Genomic DNA, 20,615 nt, shown 5'->3' with positions numbered 1-20,615 from the left:
ACCACCACCACCACCACCACCGTCCACTACCTCTTGTTTCGTCGGCGGGCCTCCGAGCCAACCAGTACTCGTCTTTGTATAAGTTACGCATGCATTGCTGTTGCACAGAACTATTTTGTCGCCGGGTACAATCACTGCGGGGGCATTGCGTAAATCTCTAATGGCCTTGTCAACCTCATATCCACCATAAGGGGTTCCCAGTTGGATGTTCACATGGAATGGGCCATAAAGTGATGCAATCGCTACTGCGCATATCGAGAATGTTGAGAATATGAGGAGGCTTATTCTCGCGAGATTTCTATCCATGTCTTCTTTCTCTCTGGGTATGATTTATTTATAGCTTTATTTGCAGCAATTCTGATATATGTGGATAGCTTCCTTGTTTCCTTGTGAGATTTGCGCTGGAGTCAGTTCTGGTTCTATTTTTGATAGTATGTTTGAAAAGTCACTTGATGTTGTCATCTCAGTGGCGCGATAAAATGCATAGGCTCTAACCTGATCCTTTGGTAGAAGGATGCCATCGTTATATGCATCCCCCATTTTCATAAGTCCGTCCGGGCTTCCCGACGATGCTGCGTCAGACAGGAATTTAACAGCCTTTTTCTTGTAATCAATTACTTTCTCTGGGTCTCGCAGCATGTCGGTGGCATCTCCAACGATTGCCTCCGGATCACTTGCGTACATGAGTTTTGCTTGTAAATCTCCTAGCATGGCCGATTTTTCAAGCCACTTCCCGCGTCTTTTTAAATCTTCTTCTGATGCCCCTGTGCATTCGGATATGGATTTTTCCATAGAATTTGCGTACTTCTCCATGCTGATTCCGGCAGATGCATATGCTTTTATTTCATCTGGAGAGATTTGTGTATGTAACGCAGTATCGCAGGTCGACAGTTTAAGATATAGCGCGAGCGCTGATTTTGCATTTCCTTTTTCAGCGCTTTTTTTAAGTTCGGGTGCTATATCTTCAAGCTTCCCTTCCGGGGCTTGGATTACTGATAGTTGCTGAGATGTTTTAAGGGGGCGTTGGGGTACGTATGTGATCGAGTTGGTTTTTTCCTGAGTCTCGCCTTTTTTGCCTTTTTCATCAATTTTCGCGGCAAAAATCAATATTCCTGTGATTGCGAGTGCAATGAGTATATAGTATGGATTTTTCATTAAAGCCAATTTTATGGGAAAAGGGGTGCTGGCGGCAGACGTTCTATGACTGCATCTCGAAAATTAGAAGTGCGCGATTTTGCCTTCGCTGAGACTTATTTGGGGTGCTCAGGAAATGCCAAATTGATTGGCGAAAAATGAGGATGCCTCGATATGATCGAGGCGTCCAATATTTGTATTTTTGTCTGCCGCCCCTTCCTTTGAGCTAAAGAGCCTGTGCTTGGCTTGCTTGAAGCCAAGCATGGCATTGGAAATTTGCAATTTCAAGTAGAGGCCGCCTAATCGGCAGGTGTGCCTAATCGCATGAATCATTTCCAAAAAATTTTATCAGCCGCGTCGCCACCAACGTAGGCCATAGGCCGGTAGTATGCCGAGCCAGTCCACCAGCGTTGCGGGATCTCCGCAACCGTCGGCGATGGGCTGCCATTCGCCTTCGCCCAGCGCTGTTGCAACATCCACCGCAACCGGCTCCGCACTGAAGTTGTACACCGCCACGAATGCCTCGCCGCGCGCCAGCCCGAGCAGGGCGGGATTGCCCAGTGGCACCGCACGCAGCGGCTGGTCGGCGGCCAGCGCAACGGTGTCGGTACGCGCGGCGATCAACCCGCGCAGGCGGGTGTAGACCTGGCCGGGCAGGCTGTCGGTGTCGTGGCGTTGCGCCGCGCGTGCCCAGTCCATCACCGGGCGGTGCAGCCAACGGCCTTCGTGCTGACGCAGCGGGTCGTGGCGATAGTCCTCGTCGTTGCCCAAGGCCAGTTCGTCGCCCATGTACAGCAGCGGGATGCCCGGCATCGCCAGCGCCACCGCGTACAGCAGCAGCAGGCGGCGCACGCCCAGTTCCAGCGCGTCGCTGTCGCTGGCGGCCAGCGCTGCGGCGATGCCAACCAGCGCCGCGCTCATGCCGTTGCTGCCGTGCACGCCATCGCCGCTGCTCTGGAAGGCTTCGCCGCGCGCGTAGCTGTCCGCGGTGTGGCCGGCGTAGAACTGGGCGGTGTGGGCCAGTGCGAACGGCGCCACGCCATCGCCACCGGCGGCTTCGCACTGCAGCACGTTCCAGCCGATGTCGTCGTGGCAGCGCACGTAGCTGAGCCAGCCGCAGGCTGGCGGCAGCGCCGGCGTGTGCGCGATCGCCGCCTGCACGATGTCGCCGCGCTGCTCGGCCAGGGCCACCCAGCCTGCTGCCATCAGCGTGCTGTGGTAGGCCAGGTGGCATTCGTGGCCGCGTGCGGCGCCTTCGCCGAAATACGGCGGCAACTGCGCCATCGGCACGATCGCCTCGGCCTTCAGCAGCACCGCCGGTGCCAGGATGTCGGTGAGTGCGCGCAGCGCCTGCAGGATCGTGTGCGCCTCCGGCTGGTTCATGCAGTCGGTGCCCGGGCGCTTCCACAGGTAAGCGGTGGAATCCAGGCGGAACACCTCCACGCCCAGGTTGGCCAGGTGCAGCAGCGCCAGCGCCATTTCGCCGAACACTGCGGGGTTGCTCCAGTCCAGATCCCATTGGTAGGGGTAGAACGTGGTCCACAGCCAGGCATCGGCTCCTTCCACCCAGGTGAAGTTGCCCGGAGCGGTGTGCGGGAACACCTGGCCCAGCGTGCGCTCGTAGGCGTCCGGCGTGCTGCGGTCGCGGAAATAGTGGTAGTAGCCCAGATACTGCGCATCGCCGCGCTTGGCCGCCAGCGCCCATGGGTGGTCGTCGGCGGTGTGGTTGAGCACGAAGTCGGCGCACAGGCTGATGCCGGCCGTGCGCAGGCGTGCGGTCAGTGCCGCCAGGTCGGCGATGTCGCCCAGCCGCGGCTCGATCTGGCCATAGTCGCTGACCGCGAAGCCGCCGTCGTTGTCGCCCTCGCGCGCGCGCAGGAACGGCAGCAGGTGCAGGTAGCGCACGCCCAGTTCCTGCAGGTAGGGCACGCGTTCGCCGACGCCATGCAAGGTGCCGGCGAAGCGGTCGACATAGGCGCTGTAGCCGAGCATCGCCGGGGTGGCAAACCAGTCGGGCGCGCGCTCGGCATCGAGCTGGCGCAGCGCCGATGGCCGCGCGTTGGCGGTGGCCGCCAGTTGCGTCAGCCACTGCGGCAGCCATTGCGCGAAGGCCGGATGCGTGCCGTACAGCGCATGCAATGGGGCGAGCAGGCGTTCGCCGTGGCGCTGCAGGCGTGGCAGCACTGCGTCGGCGGCGTCCGGTTGCAGATGCGCCTCCCACAGGGTGTGGGCGAGCGCGGACAGTGCGGAAGGAGCGGGTGCGGTCATGGGGGGCTTGGCCGCGCCCCGGGCGGGGCGCGGATGTGCGGTCCTCGTCAGAAGTCGTAGCGCAGGCTGATGCTGGAGGTGCGGCCCGGGATCGAGCGTGCCCGGATCACACCGGAAGCCGCGTCGGCGATCGACGCTTCCTCCGCTTCGGTCAGGCCGAAGGTGTTGAACAGGTTGTTGACGTTGAGCGAGACGGTCAGCGCATCGGTGATGCGGTAGTCGCCGAACAGGTTGACCTGGGTATAGCCGGGCATCTTCAGCTGGTTGCTGTCCTGGGTATAGGCCGACGTGGTGCCGATCGCATTGACCCCGACCTGGTAGCGCTCGCCGCGGTAGCTCGGCGTCAGCTGCCAGACGAAGCGCGCCTGCCGACGTGGCGTGTTGCCGGCGTTGGCCGGGGTGATCTGGTCCTTGTCGATGGTGGCGTCGGTCCAGGTCAGGCCACCGTTGAGGGTGAAGCCGCCGGTGCGATACGCGGCTTCCAGCTCCAGGCCGTGCGCCTTGTAGGTGCGGTCGAAGAAGCGCTGGGTGGTGGCTTCGTAGTTCTGCTCCTGGGTGCGCGCGGCGAAGGCGGTGGCGAACAGGCTCAGCCCGCCGCTGCGCCACTTCAGGCCGCCTTCGAGCTGCTTGACGAAGTTCACCGCCTCGTTGGAGGAGACCGAGCCGTCGTCGCGGACCACGCCGAACAGCAGGCGGTCGGCATTGGCGCGCGCGCCGCGGCTGTAGCGCGCGAATGCGGCCAAGTCGTCGTTGAGCATGTAGTTGCCGCCGAACGAATACGACAGGTAGTTCCAGTCGTAGCGCACCGGCTTGAGGTTGGCGTAGTCGATGGTCGCCACGCTTTGCTCCGGCGCCTCGATCACGCCGTCGCCGTTCACGTCGACATTGCTGGCCAGCAGGCCGCCGGCGGTGTTGCCGCGGGCGCGGCCCATGTCGTAGCGCAGGCTGCCGTCCACGCTCAGTGGACCCTGGTCCCAGCTCAGCGCGAGGTACGGCGCATTGATGTCGTAACGCACGTCGTAGTGACGGGTGACGTCCAGGCCCCAGTACGGCACCCCGTAGGCGTACAGGCCGTCCTGCGAGCGCAGGCTGCCGCCGGCGGCGACCACGTCCAGCAGCCGCGGGCGGTGCCCCAGCGACTGCACGTAGGAGTTCCAGGTCCAGTCCACGTCGATGGTCTGCCGCGAGGTATACCAGCCGGCCTTGAGGTTGAGATTGCCGCCGTCGCCGCTGCCGAAGTCGCGCGCCAGGCTGAGGTCGTTGACTGCGTTGCCCAGGTCGTTGAGGTGCACGTTGAACAGATGCGTGCGCAGCGCCAGACCGGTGTAGGCCTGGCCGGCGTTCGGGCCGTCGACGTAGCGCAGGCCGGCACCGGCGCCGCCGATGCTCGCCGCCAGCGCGCCGGCATCGGCGACCTGCGCTGGGAACGGCGAAACGAAGCGGCCGGAGGTATCGGCGATGCGGAACTTGTCGGTCAGGGTCCAGCCGCCGCCGATGTCGAACTGCGCCTCGGCGCCGAACGCGCGCGACAGCGGATGCATGCCGTCGCCCAGTTCCACCCGCGAGGGCTTGTTGCCGCCATCGAGGGTGGCGCTGCTGCGGAAGTACGGGCTGTACAGCGTGTCGGTGCCGGGATCGAAACCGTCGATGCTGCCGAAGTGCGGCGACCCGTCGCTGCCGCTGACCCGCGTGGGCACCGGCAGGTAGCCGGCGGCGCGGTCGTTGAGGTACTTGGCGTAGACGCGCACGTAACCGTTGTCGAACAGCCGGGTCAGGTTGGCCTTGAGCTGGCCGCCCTTGTCGGTGGTGTAGCCGGCGTCGCGCACGCCGTCGCCGCGCCGGTAGAAACCGCCGACGTTGAACTGCCAGTGCTCGGCGAACGGGGCGCCATAGTCGAAGTCCAGGCGGGTGTTGTCGTAGCCGCCCAGGCCGCGGGTGAGGCCGACGCTGCCGCCGGCGGTGTCGCCGGTCTTGCTGATGAAGTTGATGATGCCGCCGGGCGAGTTGCTGGCGAAGGTGGACGCCGAGCCGCCGCGGATCGCCTCGATGCGCTCCAGGCTGTAGTCGGCGCGCAGGAAGATGTCGGCATTGCCGAAGGCGATGTCGCCGAATTCCAGCACCGGCAGGCCGTCTTCCTGCAATTGCAGGAACTTGGCGCCGCCGGAGGCGACCGGCAGGCCGCGCACGGCGATGTTGGCGTTGCCCTCGCCGCCGCTGGATTCGGAGCGGATGCCGGGAATGTTGCGGAAGATCTCGGCGGTGCTGCGCGGCGCCGACTGTTCGATCGCCTCGGCGCCGACGGTGCTGACCGAGACGCTGGACTTGAGCTTGCTCTTGGGCGTAGCGGTGCCGGTGACGAAGACCGAGTCCAGGCTGACCACGTCGCCCTGCGCCGCCGGGGCGTCGGCAGCGGCGGGCGTGGCCTGTTGCGCGAGCGCGGCCGGTGCGGACAGCGCCGCGGCGACGGCCAGGGCCAGGGTCTGCAGGCGGATCGAAGGGTGATGCATCGCTGTCTCTCCCGAAGCGAGTGGTGCAGTGGGTGGCGGCGCGCCGCTGCCGGAACGGGCAGGGCGCGGCGCGGTCGGTGGGTGCGGCGGCGTACAGATACGGCTGTCCGCAATCGATTGCAATTTGCAGTGCAGCAAATCCACCTGTGGCGCTTACGCCAACCTTATCGCTGAGAGATCGAGGGATTCTGCATGGTGCAGCGCAGCGTTACAAACGATTGCAGGCGCGGCGACACTCCGCTCCGCCGCTGCGGCACGCCTCCCGCGTGCCCGCCCCGCCCAGGCCGATGCCGATGCTCATGCGTTCCGATCGTCCCCTGCTTCCGCTCTCGCGCGTGCTGGCGCTCAACGCCGGTTTCTTCGGCGTGCAGTACAGCTTCGGGCTGCAGCAGAGCAACATGAGCCCGATCTACAACTACCTGGGCGCCGACCACGCCAACCTGCCGTACCTGTGGCTGGCCGGCCCCATCACCGGGCTGGTGCTGCAACCGGTGGTCGGCGTGCTCAGCGACCGCACGGTGACCCGCTGGGGCCGGCGCATGCCGTACATGGTGGTGGGTGCGCTGGTGTGCAGCCTGTGCTTGCTGACCATGCCCTTCAGCGTGGCGCTGTGGATGGCGGTGGCGCTGCTGTGGATGCTGGATGCGGCCAACAACGTGGCGATGGAGCCGTACCGCGCGCTGGTCAGCGACGTGCTGGCGCCGCCGCAGCGGCCGCTGGGCTACCTGACCCAGAGCGCGTTCACCGGCCTCGGCCAGACCCTGGCCTATGTCACACCACCGTTGCTGGTGTGGCTGGGCATGAACCAGGACGCGGCCAACGCCCACCACATTCCCTACGTCACCATCGCCGCGTTCGCGATCGGTGCGGGCTTCTCCGCCGCCTCGATCCTGCTCACCGCGCGCAGCGTGCGCGAGCCGGTGCTGCCGGCGGCGGAGCTGCAGCGCTTGCGCAGCGCCGCGTCCGGGCCGCTGGCGACGTTGCGCGAGATCGTCGATGCGGTGCGACAGATGCCGCCGACGATGCGGCAGATGGCGCCGGTGATGCTGTTCCAGTGGTATGCGATGTTCTGCTACTGGCAGTACATCGTGCTGTCGCTGTCGACCACGCTGTTCGGCACCACCGCGGCCGATTCGCATGGCTTCCGCGAGGCCGGCCTGGTCAACGGGCAGATCGGCGGCTTCTACAACTTCGTCGCCTTTCTGGCCGCGTTCGCGATGGTGCCGGTGGCGCGGCGGTTCGGCCCAAAGGCCACCCACGCCGCCTGCCTGGTCGCCGCCGGCATCGGCATGTGCGTGCTGCCGTCGATCCACGATCGCTGGCTGTTGCTGCTGCCGATGCTCGGCATCGGCCTGGCCTGGGCCAGCATGATGGGCAATCCCTACCTGATGCTGGCCAACAGCATCCCGCCGGAGCGCACCGGCGTGTACATGGGCCTGTTCAACCTGTTCATCGTGCTGCCGATGCTGATCCAGATCGTGACCCTGCCGCTGTACTACGACCGCCTGCTGCAGGGCGACCCACGCAACGTCATTCGCCTGGCCGGCGCGCTGATGCTGGCAGCTGCGGTGGCGATGGTGTTGGTGAAGCGTCGGGAATGGGGAACCGGGAATGGGGAATCGGAAAAGCGCGGCATCGTGCGCTGAAACTCCGCGTGCTGACCGATCTCCCGAACTCCCTAATTCGAATGTAGAGCCCTAGGCCAGCTGACTCAGCGTCAGCGCGCGACCAACGCTTTTCCGATTCCCTATTCCCGACTCCCCATTCCCAGCCCTCAGGCCGATTCCCGCACGACCAGACTCACCGGCAGCTCCACCGATTCCACCGGCGTGCCGGCGATCAGGTTCAGCACGCCGTCCACCAGCAGGGTGGCGGCCTGGGCCAAGTCCTGGCGCACGGTGGTCAGCGGTGGCTGGCTGTATGCGGCCAGGGGGATGTCGTCGAAGCCGACCAGGGCGATGTCCTGGGGGACGCGGTGGCCGGCTTCGATCAGGGCGCGGATCGCGCCCAGGGCGATCACGTCGGAGGCGGCGAAGACCGCGTCCGGCGGGTCGGTCTTCTTCAGCATCGCGCGGGTCAGGCGGTAGGCGTCCTCGCTGAGGAAGTGGCTGCGCGCGTGCAGCCGCGGGTCGAACGCCAGGCCGTGCGCGTCGAGCATGCGCCGGTAGCCGGCGAAGCGCGGTGCCACTTCCGGCAACTGCTCGTCGCCGAGGAAGGCGATGCGCCGGCGGCCATGTTCGATCAGGTGTGCGGTGGCCAGTTCGCCGCCGCGCAGGTTGTCGCTGCCCACGCTGGCATAGGCCTGGCCGTCGATGCGGCTGCCCCACACCAGCATCGGCAGGCCGCCGCGCGCGGCGGCGTCGAGCGAGGCGTGCTCGTGGCTCTGGCCGAGCATGATGACGCCGTCGGCGCGGCTGTTGCGCGCCAGGTCTTCGACCCAGTGATCCTGGTGCTGGTCCAGCTTGGACAGCAGCATGCTGTAGCCGCGCGCGGTCAGCGCGTCGGCCAGCAGCGCCAGCATGGTCATCATGAACGGGTCCGACAGCGGCTGCTCGTGCGCGTGCATCAGCGGCACCGCCACGCAGACGATGTTGGAGCGCCGCGAACGCAGGCTGCGCGCGACCGGATCGACTCGGTAGCCGGCGTCGCGGGCGAGTTGCTTGATGTAGGCGCGGGTGCGTTCGGCGACCACCGGGTTGTCGGCCAGCGCACGCGACACCGTGGATTCGGAGACGCCGGCCATGCGCGCGATGTCGGCCATCTGCAGGCGCGCGGCGGGCGCGCCGGGTTCGGGTTTGTCGGACATGCGGAGCGGGCGCGACGGACGAAGCGGAACCGGCAGTGTATGCCAGGCGGGCGTCGCGGCGCTTTGCACGCCGCGGCTGCATTGCCGCGGCGATGGCGCGCTGCATGCCTGTTCGCGTATGCCGCGGCGTGCCGGCCTGCCGAATCCGGCGGCTGCGCGCGGGCGCATCCGTCGCGGTCGAGCGCAGTTCCACATCCTGCGTCTCCGCTGCATTTACGCGCAACCGTGGCGCCATGCGCGGCAGGCGAGGCCCTAGGCCATGTGCAGGCCGCCGTTGACCGCGTAGTCGGCGCCGGTGACGTAGGCGGCCTCGTCCGAGGCCAGCCAGGCGCACAGCGCAGCCACTTCCTCGGGCTTGCCGAGCCGGCGCAGCGGCACCGAACTGGCCAGGCGATCGAGTACGTCCGGTGGGAAGCCGCTGATCGCCGCGCTGGCGATGTAGCCGGGCGACACCGTGTTGACGGTGACCCCGCGCGAGGCCACTTCCTGCGCCAGCGCGCGGCTGAAGCCCTGCATCGCCGCCTTGGCGGTGGCGTAGTTGATCTGCCCGATCTGGCCCTTCTGCGCGCTGACCGCGCCGATGTTGACGATACGGCCCCAGCCGCGCGCGGTCATGCCGTCCACCACCTGCTTGGTGATGTTGAACAGCGCATGCAGGTTGCTGGCGATCACCGCCTGCCAGTCCTCGCGGCCCATCTGCCGGAACAGCATGTCGCGGCTGCCGCCGGCGTTGTTGACCAGCACGTCGATCTCGCCGACCTCGGCCTTGACCTTGGCGAACGCGGCCACCGTCGAGTCCCAGTCGGTGGCATTGCCCTCGGAGGCGATGAAGTCGAAGCCGAGCTCGCGCTGCTCGCGCAGCCACGCCGACTTGCGCGGCGAGTCCGGCCCGCAGCCGGCAACCACGGTATGGCCGTTGCGCGCCAGCTTCTGGCAGATCGCGGTGCCGATGCTGCCCATGCCGCTGGTGACGTAGGCGATTCTGAGGGTCATGGCTTAACTCCTTCGGAGTTGGGAATGGGGAGTGGGGAATCGGGAATGGTGGGAAGCGGGGCCGCTCTTGCAATTCCCGATTCTCGATTCCCCATTCCCGGCAGCGCTCAAGCGGCCAACGGATACAGCGCGAATAACAAGCTGCCACCCATCAACAGCAGCGAGATCAACACCGCCCACTTCAGGGTGAAGCGCTGGTGGTCGGCGAAGTCGACCTTGGCCAGGCCGACCAGCAGGTAGGTGGAGGGCACCAGTGGGCTGAGCAGGTGCACCGGTTGCCCGGCCAGCGAGGCGCGGGCCATTTCCACCGGAGTGATGCCATAGTGGCTGGCGGCGTCGGACAGGATCGGCAGCACGCCGAAGTAGAAGGCGTCGTTGGACATGAAGAAGGTGAAGGGCATGCTCGCCAGTGCGGTGATCACCGCCAGGTACGGGCCCCAGGCGTCGGGGATCACCGCCAGGAAGCTGCGCGACATCGCCTCGACCATGCCGGTGTTGGAGAGGATGCCGGTGAACACGCCCGCGGCGAAGATCAGCGACACCACCGACAGCACGTTGCCGGCATGGTTGACCAGGCGCCGGCGCTGCTCGGCCAGGTTCGGGTAGTTGATCAGCAGCGCCAGGGCGAAGCCGATCATGAACAGCACCGGCATCGGCAGCACGCCGATCACCAGCGCCGCCATCAGCGCCAGGGTCAACGCCAGGTTCACCCACAGCAGCCGCGGCCGCTTGATGTCCTCGGCATCCTCCACGGTGGGCAGCGCCTCGCCGTCGTCGGCCACGCTGCCGTCCATCCAGGCATCGCCGGGCAGCGTCACCACGCCGAGGCGGCGGCGTTCCTTCATGCCCAGGTACCAGGCCAGCAGCAGGATGCCGACGATCGCCAGCGCCATCGCCGGCACCAGCGGCACGAACACGTCGGCCGGGTCCACGTGCAGCGCGGTGGCCGCGCGTGCGGTCGGGCCGCCCCACGGCGTCAGGTTCATCACGCCGCCGGCGAGGATGGTCACGCAGGTCATGTTCAGCGCGTTCATGCCCAGCCGCCGGTACAGCGGCAGCATCGCCGAGACGGTGATCATGTAGGTGGTGGAGCCGTCGCCGTCGAGCGAGATCAGCAGCGCCAGCACCGCGGTGCCGACCACGATCTTCATCGGGTCGCCCTTGACCAGGCGCAGGATGCGCCGCACCAGCGGATCGAACAGGCCGGCGTCGATCATCACCCCGAAGTACAGGATCGCGAACATCAGCATGACGCCGGTGGGCGCGATCTTCTTGATCCCCTCCAACATCATCTCGTTGATGCCGGTGCCGAAGCCGCCGGCCAGCGCGAACACGATCGGCACGATGATCAGCGCGACCAGCGGCGACAGCCGCTTGCTCATGATCAGGTACATGAAGGTAATGACCATTCCGAAACCGAGCGCGGTCAGCATGGAAGTTCCTCAGGGCAGTGCATGAAAGAAGATGGACCCCGCATCAGGGATCCGAAAAGAGGCCGACCAGACGTCACATCGCACGATCCCGCCGTTGCGAATCCCGAATCCCCATTCCCCAATCCCGGCACTCAGAAGTCATACTGAAAGCGCCCGGTGATCGCTCGCGTGTGGTCCAGCGTCACGCCGGCCAGATGGTCGCGGTTGCGGCTGTCGATCAGGTTGAGCATCAGCCGCAGGTTCGGCTTGAGGTACCAGTTGCCGGCCAGCGTCCACGAGGCGGTGGAGGCGTCGAGCAGATCGGGCTGCCCGTCGCGGTGCTGCGCGCCCCACATGCGGTCGTAGCGCAGCGCCAGCTCGAAGGCGCCGTAGTTGTGATTGACCTGCTTGATGCGGGTGAAACGCCCGGTCTTGCTGTCGTAGCGGCGCGATTCGCCGGTGGCGAACCAACTGACGAAGCCGTAAGCCGCCATCACGTTGGCACGCTGCGCGCCGTCGTCGAACAACCCGCCGCTGAACTCGCCCTGCCACGACAGCGGCCCGCGCACCTGCGCGTATTCCAGCGACCACTTGTCCACGTCGGTGTCGCGGCCATCGGCGAAGCGCGCCAGGGTGACGCGGCTGGCGTCGGACAGGTGCCCGGCCGGGCGCGGGCGGATGCTCAGCGCCGGCGTGCCGCCGGCGCCGGGATGGTCGTAGTGCTCGTGCGCCAGCGACAGGCCCAGATGCAGCACGTCGCCGTCGCGCGCGTCCGGCGCCCAGGTGCCGCGGCCGCCGAACGCGTGGCCGCGGACGTTGGAGACGTCGATGCTCTGCAGGCTGTAGACGCTGGCCGCCCAGGTGTAGTCGGTGCCCGCGGCCTGCCACGACACCGCCTTGCGGTACAGCGGCGCCAGCGTACTGGCCGCGCCGCTGCGCTCCAGGAACTGGCCGAAGTTGGAGCCGGTGCGGTCGTCGAGCGTGAAGTACTGCTTGAACTGGCCCACGGTGAGCGTGCCGGCATCGAATTTACGGGTGAGGTAGACGTCCTTGGCCTCGATGCCCTTGCCGTTGAAGTCGTCCTGCAGCCCGGCGAAATCGCCTTCGACCTTGTAGCCGAAGCCGAAGACCTTGCCGGACACGTCCAGCCACAAGCGGCGGATCTCGGTGTCGTCGGGATTGGGCGTGCCGCGCCGGTCGTTGTCGAAGTGGGCGAAATCCCAGTGCAGCCGCCCGCCGAGTTCGGCGGTCACCGGGCCGTCGTCGTCGCTGGCGGCGTGCACCGAACCGGCCAGGCACAGCAGCGCGCAGGCGCTGCCCCATGTCAGAGTCTTCAGTTCCACGTCCCCTCCCAGGTGCGTGTCGCAGCGATTGGATCGGTCCGTCCGCAACGGCCGCGGACCGGCATGGACGCAGCCTAGTCGGACGTAGCTGTCAACGACCTGTCGGCGGTGGGGAATCGGGAATCGAGAATGGGGAATCGAAAAAGCACGTTCCTGGATGCGCTAGGCTTCTGCCGTTGCTGTTTCCATTCCCCATTCCCGATTCACCATTCCCGGCCTCCAATGCGCCTGCTCCTGGTAGAAGACAACGCCGATCTCGCCGATGCGATCGTGCGGCGCATGCGCCGCAGCGGGCATGCGGTGGATTGGCAGCGCGATGGCTTGAGTGCGGCCGGGGTGCTGCGCTACCAGCGCTTCGATCTGGTGGTGCTGGACATCGGTCTGCCCGGGCTGGATGGGCTGCGCGTGTTGGCCGGGCTGCGCGAGCGTGGCGACACCACGCCGGTGCTGATGCTGACCGCGCGCGACGGCATCGAGGATCGGGTGCAGGCGCTGGACGTGGGCGCCGACGATTACCTGGGCAAGCCGTTCGACTTTCGCGAGTTCGAGGCGCGCTGCCGGGTGTTGCTGCGGCGCAATCGCGGCCAGGCCAGCGAGGTGGTGCAGCTCGGCGGTTTCGCCTTCGACAACGCCGCGCACAGCGTCAGCCTGCACGGCACGCCGATCGAACTGCCCAACCGCGAGTATCGGCTGCTGGAGATCCTGATTGGCCGGCTCGGCCAGGTGGTGGGCAAGGACGAGATCGGCAACGGCCTGTTCGGCTTCGACGACGAGGCCGGGCCGAATGCGATCGAACTGTACGTCGGGCGCCTGCGCAAGAAGCTGGCCGACGCGCCGCTGCGCATCGTCACCGTGCGCGGCGTCGGCTACAAGCTGGAGGCGGCCGCGTCGCCGCCGGACCCGGCGGCAGCGGACGGCGATGGCTGAGGCCGCGCCGCCGGCGCCGTCGATCCGGCGCACGCTGCTGCGTTACCTGGGCGCGCTGTCGCTGCTCGGCGCGGTGGCGCTGTTCTTCGTCGCCCGCGACTACGGCCAGCGTGCCGCCAACCGCTCCTACGACCACCTGCTGGTGTCCTCGGCACTATCCATCGTCGACTCGGTGGCGCTGGCCGGCGGTCAGTGGCAGGTGGACCTGCCCTATGCCGCGCTGGACCTGCTGGCGATGGCGCCGGAGGACCGGGTGTTCTACCGCGTGTTCGATGCGCGCGGGCGCACCATCACCGGCTACGACGACCTGCCGGCGGCGCCGTCGCTGCCGCGCGCCAGCGCGCCGCCGCGCTTGTTCGATGCGGTCTACAGCGGCGAGCCGGTGCGCTTTGCGGTGGTCTCGCGGCGGGTGTCCTCGGCGGCGGCGCAGGACCAGGTGTGGGTGCAGGTGGGGCAGACCCGGCGCGCCCGCGAGGCGCTGGCGCAGGACGTGGTGCTGCACGCGCTGGTGGCGATCGTGCTGTTGTCGCTGCTGGCCTTGGCGCTGGTATGGCTGGGCGTGTCGCGTGCGCTGCGGCCGCTGCGCACGCTGGAGCACGAACTGTCGCGGCGCGAACCGTCCGAACTGAAGCCGGTGGCCGCGACGGCGCCGCAGGAGATGCAGCAGATGGTGGCGGCGTTGAACCGCTTCATGGCGCGCCTGGCCGGCAGCAACGAGACCCTGCGTGCGTTCATGGCCGAGGCCGCGCACCAGATGCGCACGCCGCTGGCGGCGCTGCGCGCGCAGGCGCAACTGGCGCTGGACGAGGACGACCCGCAGGAGATGCGCCGCAGCCTGGAGGCGATCGAGCGCAACGCCACGCACATGAGCCGCCTGCTCAACCAGTTGCTCAGCGACGCCAGCGTGATCCACCGTTCCAACCTGCAGCGCTACGCCAGCGTCGACCTGGCCGAGGTGTTGCACCAGGCGCTGCACGAGGCCGTGCCGCAGGCCGCGCCGCGGCCGCGCGTGCAACTGGCGGTGGCCAGCGAACCGGCGCTGGTGCGCGGCGATGCGCTGCTGTTGCGCGAGGCGATCAAGAACCTGATCGACAACGCCTGCAAGTACGGCGGCGACGGCCCGCTGCAGGTGGCGCTGACCTGCAGCGTGCGCGACTGCGTGGTGACCGTGGCCGACCATGGCCCGGGCATCGCCGCCGCCGAGGCCGAGCGCGTGTTCGAGCGCTTCGTGCGCGGCGAGGGCGCGGCCGCCGGCGGCGCCGGGCTCGGCCTGGCGATCGTCAAGCGCGTGGTCGAAGCGCATGGCGGGCGCATCGACCTGTCCAATCGCGTGGGCGGCGGCCTGATCGCCAGCCTGCACCTGCCGAGGTTGCATCCATGAGCCTGCCCGCGCTGCTGCGCCGTCTACCGCTGTTGCTGACCATGCTGCTCGCCGGCAATGCCCTGGCCGCGCCCGGCGACGTGCGCCGCTTCCCGGCGCAGGGCGCGGCCACCGCGCAGTTGTGCATCCAGGGTTCGACCGACATCGAGGTGTTCGCCGCGGTGATCGGCGACTACCAGCGCCTGCATCCGCACACCGAAGTGGTGTACCAGGACGTGATCGCCGGCGATATCTACCGGCGCTACCTGCATCCAGGCCCTGGCCCGCGCTGCGCCGATCTGCTGATCAGCGCCAGCATGGATCTGCAGACCAAGCTGGTGAACGACGGTCACGCACTGGCGCACCGCTCGCCGCAGACCGAGGCGCTGCCGGCGTGGGCACAGTGGCGGCACGAGGTCTTCGGCATCAGCTACGAGCCGGTGGTGATCGTCTACAACACCGCGCGGCTGCCGGCCGCGCAGGTGCCGCGCACCCGCCGCCGGCTGCTGGAACTGCTGCGCGCGCAGGGCTCGCCGCTGCGCGGGCGTATCGGCACCTACGACGTGGAGCGCAGCGGCGTGGGCTACCTGTTCGCGACCCAGGACAGCCAGCTCGGCAGCATGGCCGGCGCGTTGCTGGCGGCAATGGGCGACAACCAGGTGGTGCTGGAAGAACGCACCGGCGTGCTGCTGGACAAGGTCGCCCGCGGCGACCTGCTGCTGGCGTACAACGTGCTGGGTTCGTACGCGCAGGCGCGCATCGATGCCGGCGCGCCGCTGGCGATCGTGCAGCCGGAGGACTACACCCTGGTCGCGCTGCGCACCGCGGTGATCCCGCGCGACAGCCCGCACGCGGCCGAGGCGCGCCGTTTCCTGGATTACCTGCTGTCGCCGCGCGGGCAGCAGGGGCTGTCGCGCGAGGCGCGGCTGCAGCCGATCCTGCCGCAGCCAGGCGTGGCGGCGCAGGGTGGGCCGGTCGCTGCGTCGGCGTTCCGTCCGATCGCGCTGGGCCCGGGGCTGCTGGTGTATCTGGATGCGCTGAAGCGACGTCAGTTCCTGGACGCCTGGCGCAGCAGCATGCAGCAGGCGCCGCCGCGCTGAGCCGCCGCGCCGGCGTCGCTCAGCGCGCGAAGCGCGGCTGGCGCCCGGGCGAGCACAGCACGCGTACGCTGTCGCCCAGTTCTTCCGGTGCGCCGCCGGCCAGCAGCGCGTGCAGGCGCGGCCGGTCCGGCGCCGCGCCCGGCGCCAGTCCCACCCAGGCGTCCTTGCCGGCGCCCTTGGCGGCGTAGAGGCAGCGGTCGGCCAGGCCCACGCTCTGTTCCCAGTCGCCCAGCGCCGGCCACGCGGCGACGAACGGCCACGGGGCGAAGCCGATGGAGCAGGTCAGGGTCAGTTCGCGCTCGGCCAGCGCGAAGCGCTGCGTCGCCACCGCCGCACGCAGGCGTTCGGCCAGGTCGCTGGCGACGTCTTCGCGCGGCAGGCGGGTGACCAGCAGGAACTCCTCGCCGCCCCAGCGCACCAGCAGGTCGCGTTCGCCGCACAGTCCGCGCAGCCGATCGGCGCAGTGCACCAGCGCGGCGTCGCCGGCCTGGTGGCCGTAGTCGTCGTTGATGCGCTTGAAGTTGTCCACGTCGATCATGAAGAAGTACAGCGCATCGGCGCTGCTGCCTTCGTCCAGCGCCGCCAGCAGGGCCGGGCATTCGCGCGCCAGCCAGTCCTGCAGCTCGCGGCGGTTGGCGACCTGGGTCAGCGGATCAAGGCGCGTGGCCGCCTGCAGGCGCGCATTGCTCTGCAGCAACTGCTGGTTGGCGCGTTCGAGCTGGCGGGTGCGCTCGGCCACGGTCAGGTTGAGCAGTTCCACCATGTCGCGCTCGCGGTTGACCGTGTGCCGCACCCGCTGCAGCGCCAGGCCGAGCAGCGCCAGGCCCAGCACGACGTAGCCGGCGTAGGCCAGCGGATGCCGCCACGGCGGCGGCAATACCTCGATCTGCAGCCGCCGCGCGGCGCCGAACTGGCCGTCGCGCCCGGCCGCTTCCACCACCAGCGTATAGCGGTCCGGCGGCAGGTGGCTGACCGAGAAATCGCTGTGCGCGGTCTGCGGGTACACCCAGCCCTTCTGCAGTCCGTCGACGCGGTAGCGCAGGCGCGCGGTGCCGGGCGCGGCGAAGTCGATCGCGGTCATGCCGATGGTGAACACGTTGTCGCGGTGGTCCAGGGCGATGCGCTGCGCGTAGACCACGTCGCTCTCGGTCTGGTTCTCGCCGCCGTCGCGGTCCTCGCCGGCATTGAGGATGCGCAGGTCGGTGAGTACCGCGCGCGCCTGCGGGCTGCGCAGCGGCAGGCGCGTGGGATCGATCACGTCCACGCCCTGGGTGCCGCCGAAATACAGCAGCCCGTGCGCGTCGCGGTAGCCGCGGCCGCTGTTGTACTCCTGGTTCTGCAGGCCGTCGCGGCGGCCCAGGCTCTGCACGATGCGGGTGCGCGGGTCGAGCACGCTCAGGCCGTTGTTGGTGCTCAGCCATAGCCGCCCCTGCGGATCCGGCAGGATCGTGTAGATGACGTTGCTGCTGAGCCCCTCGCGGTCGCTGTAGCGCAGCGCCACGTCGCGCTTGAGGTCGATGCGGTACAGCCCGCCGGAGAAGGTGCCCACCCACAGCACGCCGTCGTGTTCGTACAGCGACCACACCGACGGGTACAGGGTGCTGCCGCGCGGGCGGTAGGGCTCGGCGGGACGGCCGCTGCGCATGCGCCACACGCCGCAGTCGTTGCAGCCGATCCACAGCGTGTCTTCGCTGTCGCGGTAGACCCGGGTCAGGGTGTGCCCGTTCAGTGGTGCCCAGCGCGGATCGTTGCGCACGCGCCCATCGACCACGCGGGTCAGGCCGCGGCGGGTGGCCACCCATAGCGTGTCGCCTTCCAGCAGCAGATCGTTGACGTGCTCGTCGGCCAGCCCGCCCAGGCGCCGCACTGTGCCGTTGCGGTCCAGGCGCCACAGCCCCTGGCGCGTGCCCAGCCACCAGCCGTCGCGGTCGGCGGCGATGCTGCGGATCGCCTGGCTGGCCAGCCCGGGCACCAGCTGCCAGGCGGCACGGCTGCTGTCGCGCAGCAGCAGGCCCTGGTCGGTGCCGATCAGCATGCGCTCGCCGTCGTGCCAGATGCTGCGCACGCTGCTGCTGGGCCACGCATGGGTGTCGCTGACGCGCTCCTCGTCGTTGCGGATCACCGCCGACAACGGACGCACCCGGTACAGCCCGCCGGTGTAGGTGCCGATCCACCAGGTGCCGTCGGGTGCCTGGTAGAAACGGATGATGGCGCTGTTGGGCGGCATGTCGAAGCTCAGCCGCTGCGGCGCGTGCTGCGCGCTGTCCAGTTGCGTCACCGTGGCATTGGTGGTGCCGACCAGCACGCGGCCGTCGTGCAGCCGGATCAGCGCGCTGAGGTCGCTGCCGCCGGTGGCCAACTGCGCTGGCGTCCAGTGCGCCAGCACCGCGCCCTGCGCATCGAGCTGGAACAGGCCGCCGCTCGCCGAGGCCAGCCACAGTCCTTCCGGGCCGGACTGCAGGCCTACGCATTCGTCGATGCCGCGCGGTGCCGGCAGTTCCTCGCGCGCGTCGCGGCCCAGCCGCCACAGCCGGCATTGCCGGTCCAGTGCCACCGGTTGCTTGCCGTCCGGCATCCAGGTCAGGCCCACCACCGGCGCATCGCCGCCCAGCGGGCGCGCCCGCTGCAGGTCGGCCTCGACCCGGTCCATGCCGCGTTCGGTGCCCAGCCATGCGCCGCCCTGCGGATCGATCAGGATCTGGGTGACGCGGTTGTGCGACAGGCCCTGCTTCGCGTCGAGACGGTGGTGTTGCCAGGTGGCCAGCTCGATCACTTCCAGGCCGGCGTCGTTGGTGCCCAGCCACAGGCGGGTGCCGCGCGGCTCGAAGCCGATGCTGTCGATGCTGCTGCTGAGCAGGCTCTGCCGGCTGTCGCTGCCGAGTTCGCGCCGGTAGGCACGGAACAGATGCCCGTCGAAGCGGTTCAGGCCTTCCTGCGTGCCGACCCACAGGAAGCCCTGGTCGTCGCTCTGCAGGGCGTTGATCGACAGCTGCGACAGGCCCTCGTCCAGGCCGAAGTGCTCCAGGCTGCTGGGCAGCTCGTCGTCGCTTGCGGTGACGGCCGCGGACGCGTCCGGCGCGAGCGCCAGGCACACGATGAGGCAGGACGCGGCCAGCGGCAGGCGGCCCAGCAGATTGGAGAACGAGACGGTCACGCCGTGTTATCGGCCATGGTGGGGCCGGCCTTGAATGCGCGGCCGAGGACGCCTTGCTGCGCGCTGCGGAGGGCCACGCGCGGCGTGGCGGTGCCGTGCGCAAGGTCCCGCGCGTTCCGCCGCACGCATCCGCCATGCCGGTCTCGGCCAATCCGCCGCCGCCCGATCGGACCCCGCGCACTCGGCATCCAGCGGCCACGCACGTACACTGCGGGTCCTGCGCGTTGTCCGCGCCCACCCGACGCCGCGTTGCGGCGTCATGCCAGCCGCCTTCACGCCCATGGATGCCCCGACGATCCTGGTCGCCGACGACCACCCGCTGTTCCGCGCCGCCGTGCTGCACGCGCTGCGCCAGGCCTTGCCGCGTGCCCTGGTGGTGGAGGCGGCCAGCGCTGGCACCCTGGACGCCGCGCTGGCCGCGCAGGCCGATGCCGACCTGATCCTGCTGGATCTGGCCATGCCCGGCGCGCGCGGCTTCTCGGCCCTGCTGCACGTGCGCGGCGAGCGCCCGGACGTGCCGGTGGTGGTGATTTCCTCCAACGACCATCCGCGGGTGATCCGCCGCGCGCAGCAGTTCGGCGCGGCCGGCTTCATTCCCAAGTCCTCGCCGGCCGAGACCATCGGCATTGCGGTGGCGGCGGTGCTCGACGGCGGCACCTGGTTCCCACCGCTGACCGCGGCGCGGTCGGAGGCCGACGCGCAGCTGGCGGCGCGCCTGGCGCAACTGACCCCGCAGCAGTTCCGGGTGCTGTTGTGCCTGGCCGACGGCCTGCTCAACAAGCAGATCGCCTACGAACTGGGCCTGGCCGAGAACACCGTCAAGGTCCACGTGACCGCGATCCTGAAGAAGCTCGAATGCCACAGCCGCACCCAGGCCGCGGTGCTGGTGAAGGCGCTGGAGCCGGAAGGCGAGGCCTGAACCGGGCGCCGGCGGGGGGCGTTTTCTGCGGCGCCCGGATACGCGATGCTATGCGCCGATGCCCGCGCCCCCCGCGGGCGGAGACCACCGGACCATGCCCACCACGACCCTCCGCAACGAGCAGACCGCCCACTATCCGTTCCTGCAGGAGATGCTGGACGACGACTACTTCCCCCCGTCGCTGGTCGGCAAGGGACAGAAGATCCTGCTGCGGTTGTGCGAGGCGATCGAGGCGCAGGCACCGGCAGACCTGCCGGCGCTGTACCGGCTCACCCATGCCGCCACCGAAGAGTTCAACAAGCTGGCGCTGGAGTTCGAGGCCCACGACAGCGAGATCGAGACCGCCGCAAGCGAGAACATCGGCGTGGATTTCCTGCACATCGCCAAGGCCTATGGGTTCGTCGATGCCGACGTCGAAGAGCTGATCGCCCCGCGCGAGTGGTAGACATCGCGCGGCGCCCCGTACCCTCACCCCAACCCCCCCCCCCGGGGGGGGGGGGCTAGCCCCTCCCTTCTCCCTTCGGGAGGAGGGGGGCCGCCGGGGCGGGTGAGGGGGACGGGCGCCTGAGATATCACACCCCCCCACCCCAAAACCAAACAACCACAATAGAAAAGCACCACACAGCCACACAGAAAAATACGGTCACATCTCGAGCGCGGCATGCGTCCGCGCCGGCGTGGGCATATACAAA

15 protein-coding genes and 1 pseudogene are annotated in these 20,615 nt (G+C 68.2%); 6 read left to right on the top strand and 10 right to left on the bottom strand.

Annotated elements, in window-relative coordinates; all coding sequences use genetic code 11:
* From CEK69_RS21290 to CEK69_RS13185, 5 genes and pseudogenes are all read right to left on the bottom strand, one after another.
* Positions 1–306, bottom strand: a pseudogene (locus tag CEK69_RS21290) (hypothetical protein); the annotation flags it as partial.
* Between the two features lie 36 nt (positions 307–342).
* Positions 343–1,155, bottom strand: coding sequence for a sel1 repeat family protein (locus CEK69_RS13195; protein ID WP_152246060.1), 813 nt, complete (start codon positions 1,153–1,155; stop codon positions 343–345).
* Positions 1,156–1,263: 108 nt separating this feature from the next.
* Complete coding sequence (locus CEK69_RS21065; protein ID WP_193313986.1) at positions 1,264–1,422, bottom strand: hypothetical protein; 159 nt, start codon at positions 1,420–1,422, stop codon at positions 1,264–1,266.
* Positions 1,423–1,482: 60 nt separating this feature from the next.
* The gene (locus CEK69_RS13190) at positions 1,483–3,402 is read right to left on the bottom strand and encodes an alpha-amylase family glycosyl hydrolase (protein ID WP_193313985.1); all 1,920 of its coding nucleotides are present in this window, start codon (positions 3,400–3,402) and stop codon (positions 1,483–1,485) included.
* A 47-nt stretch (positions 3,403–3,449) separates the two neighbouring features.
* On the bottom strand, positions 3,450–5,909 hold the full coding sequence (locus CEK69_RS13185) for a TonB-dependent receptor (RefSeq protein WP_152246058.1): 2,460 nt from the start codon (positions 5,907–5,909) through the stop codon (positions 3,450–3,452).
* Positions 5,910–6,208: 299 nt separating this feature from the next.
* On the opposite strand from CEK69_RS13185, the gene CEK69_RS13180 reads away from it, so the two are divergent.
* Entirely contained in the window at positions 6,209–7,555 is a 1,347-nt protein-coding gene (locus CEK69_RS13180) for an MFS transporter (protein WP_152235875.1), read from the top strand.
* 128 nt (positions 7,556–7,683) lie between these two features.
* Here CEK69_RS13180 and CEK69_RS13175 read toward each other — a convergent pair whose 3' ends face one another.
* The 4 genes from CEK69_RS13175 to CEK69_RS13160 form a co-directional block, all read right to left on the bottom strand.
* Positions 7,684–8,715 carry a LacI family DNA-binding transcriptional regulator gene (locus tag CEK69_RS13175; RefSeq protein WP_017913223.1) on the bottom strand — a complete coding sequence of 344 codons (1,032 nt, stop codon included), beginning with the start codon at positions 8,713–8,715 and terminating at the stop codon, positions 7,684–7,686.
* 252 nt (positions 8,716–8,967) lie between these two features.
* Positions 8,968–9,708, bottom strand: a complete 741-nt coding sequence (gene phbB, locus CEK69_RS13170; RefSeq protein WP_010344527.1) for an acetoacetyl-CoA reductase — start codon at positions 9,706–9,708, stop codon at positions 8,968–8,970.
* A gap of 107 nt (positions 9,709–9,815) precedes the next feature.
* Positions 9,816–11,141: a CitMHS family transporter gene (locus tag CEK69_RS13165; RefSeq protein ID WP_152246056.1), complete on the bottom strand. Its 1,326-nt coding sequence runs from the start codon at positions 11,139–11,141 to the stop codon at positions 9,816–9,818.
* 131 nt (positions 11,142–11,272) lie between these two features.
* Positions 11,273–12,463, bottom strand: a complete 1,191-nt coding sequence (locus CEK69_RS13160; protein ID WP_152246054.1) for a porin — start codon at positions 12,461–12,463, stop codon at positions 11,273–11,275.
* Positions 12,464–12,685: 222 nt separating this feature from the next.
* Between CEK69_RS13160 and CEK69_RS13155 the strand changes: the two genes are divergently transcribed.
* The 3 genes from CEK69_RS13155 to CEK69_RS13145 are packed head-to-tail and all read left to right on the top strand — an operon-like array spanning position 12,686 to position 15,850.
* Complete coding sequence (locus CEK69_RS13155) at positions 12,686–13,390, top strand: response regulator transcription factor (RefSeq protein WP_017913227.1); 705 nt, start codon at positions 12,686–12,688, stop codon at positions 13,388–13,390.
* Complete coding sequence (locus tag CEK69_RS13150; RefSeq protein ID WP_152246052.1) at positions 13,383–14,771, top strand: sensor histidine kinase; 1,389 nt, start codon at positions 13,383–13,385, stop codon at positions 14,769–14,771. Before CEK69_RS13155 ends, CEK69_RS13150 begins: the two co-directional genes overlap by 8 nt.
* Positions 14,768–15,850, top strand: coding sequence for an ABC transporter substrate-binding protein (locus tag CEK69_RS13145; protein WP_193313984.1), 1,083 nt, complete (start codon positions 14,768–14,770; stop codon positions 15,848–15,850). Before CEK69_RS13150 ends, CEK69_RS13145 begins: the two co-directional genes overlap by 4 nt.
* Positions 15,851–15,869: 19 nt before the next feature.
* On the opposite strand, the gene CEK69_RS13140 is transcribed toward CEK69_RS13145, so the two are convergent.
* The gene (locus CEK69_RS13140) at positions 15,870–19,004 is read right to left on the bottom strand and encodes a ligand-binding sensor domain-containing diguanylate cyclase (RefSeq protein WP_152246050.1); all 3,135 of its coding nucleotides are present in this window, start codon (positions 19,002–19,004) and stop codon (positions 15,870–15,872) included.
* A 280-nt stretch (positions 19,005–19,284) separates the two neighbouring features.
* On the opposite strand from CEK69_RS13140, the gene CEK69_RS13135 reads away from it, so the two are divergent.
* Positions 19,285–19,923, top strand: coding sequence for a response regulator transcription factor (locus CEK69_RS13135; protein ID WP_017910914.1), 639 nt, complete (start codon positions 19,285–19,287; stop codon positions 19,921–19,923).
* Between the two features lie 94 nt (positions 19,924–20,017).
* Positions 20,018–20,368, top strand: coding sequence for a DUF5713 family protein (locus CEK69_RS13130; RefSeq protein WP_152246048.1), 351 nt, complete (start codon positions 20,018–20,020; stop codon positions 20,366–20,368).
* Positions 20,369–20,615 lie beyond the last annotated feature (247 nt).

The sequence above is a fragment of the Xanthomonas sp. LMG 12462 genome, assembly GCF_009192885.1.
In the GTDB taxonomy this organism is placed as follows: Bacteria; Pseudomonadota; Gammaproteobacteria; order Xanthomonadales; family Xanthomonadaceae; genus Xanthomonas_A; species Xanthomonas_A sontii.
This window is presented reverse-complemented; position numbering and strand designations above follow the sequence as displayed.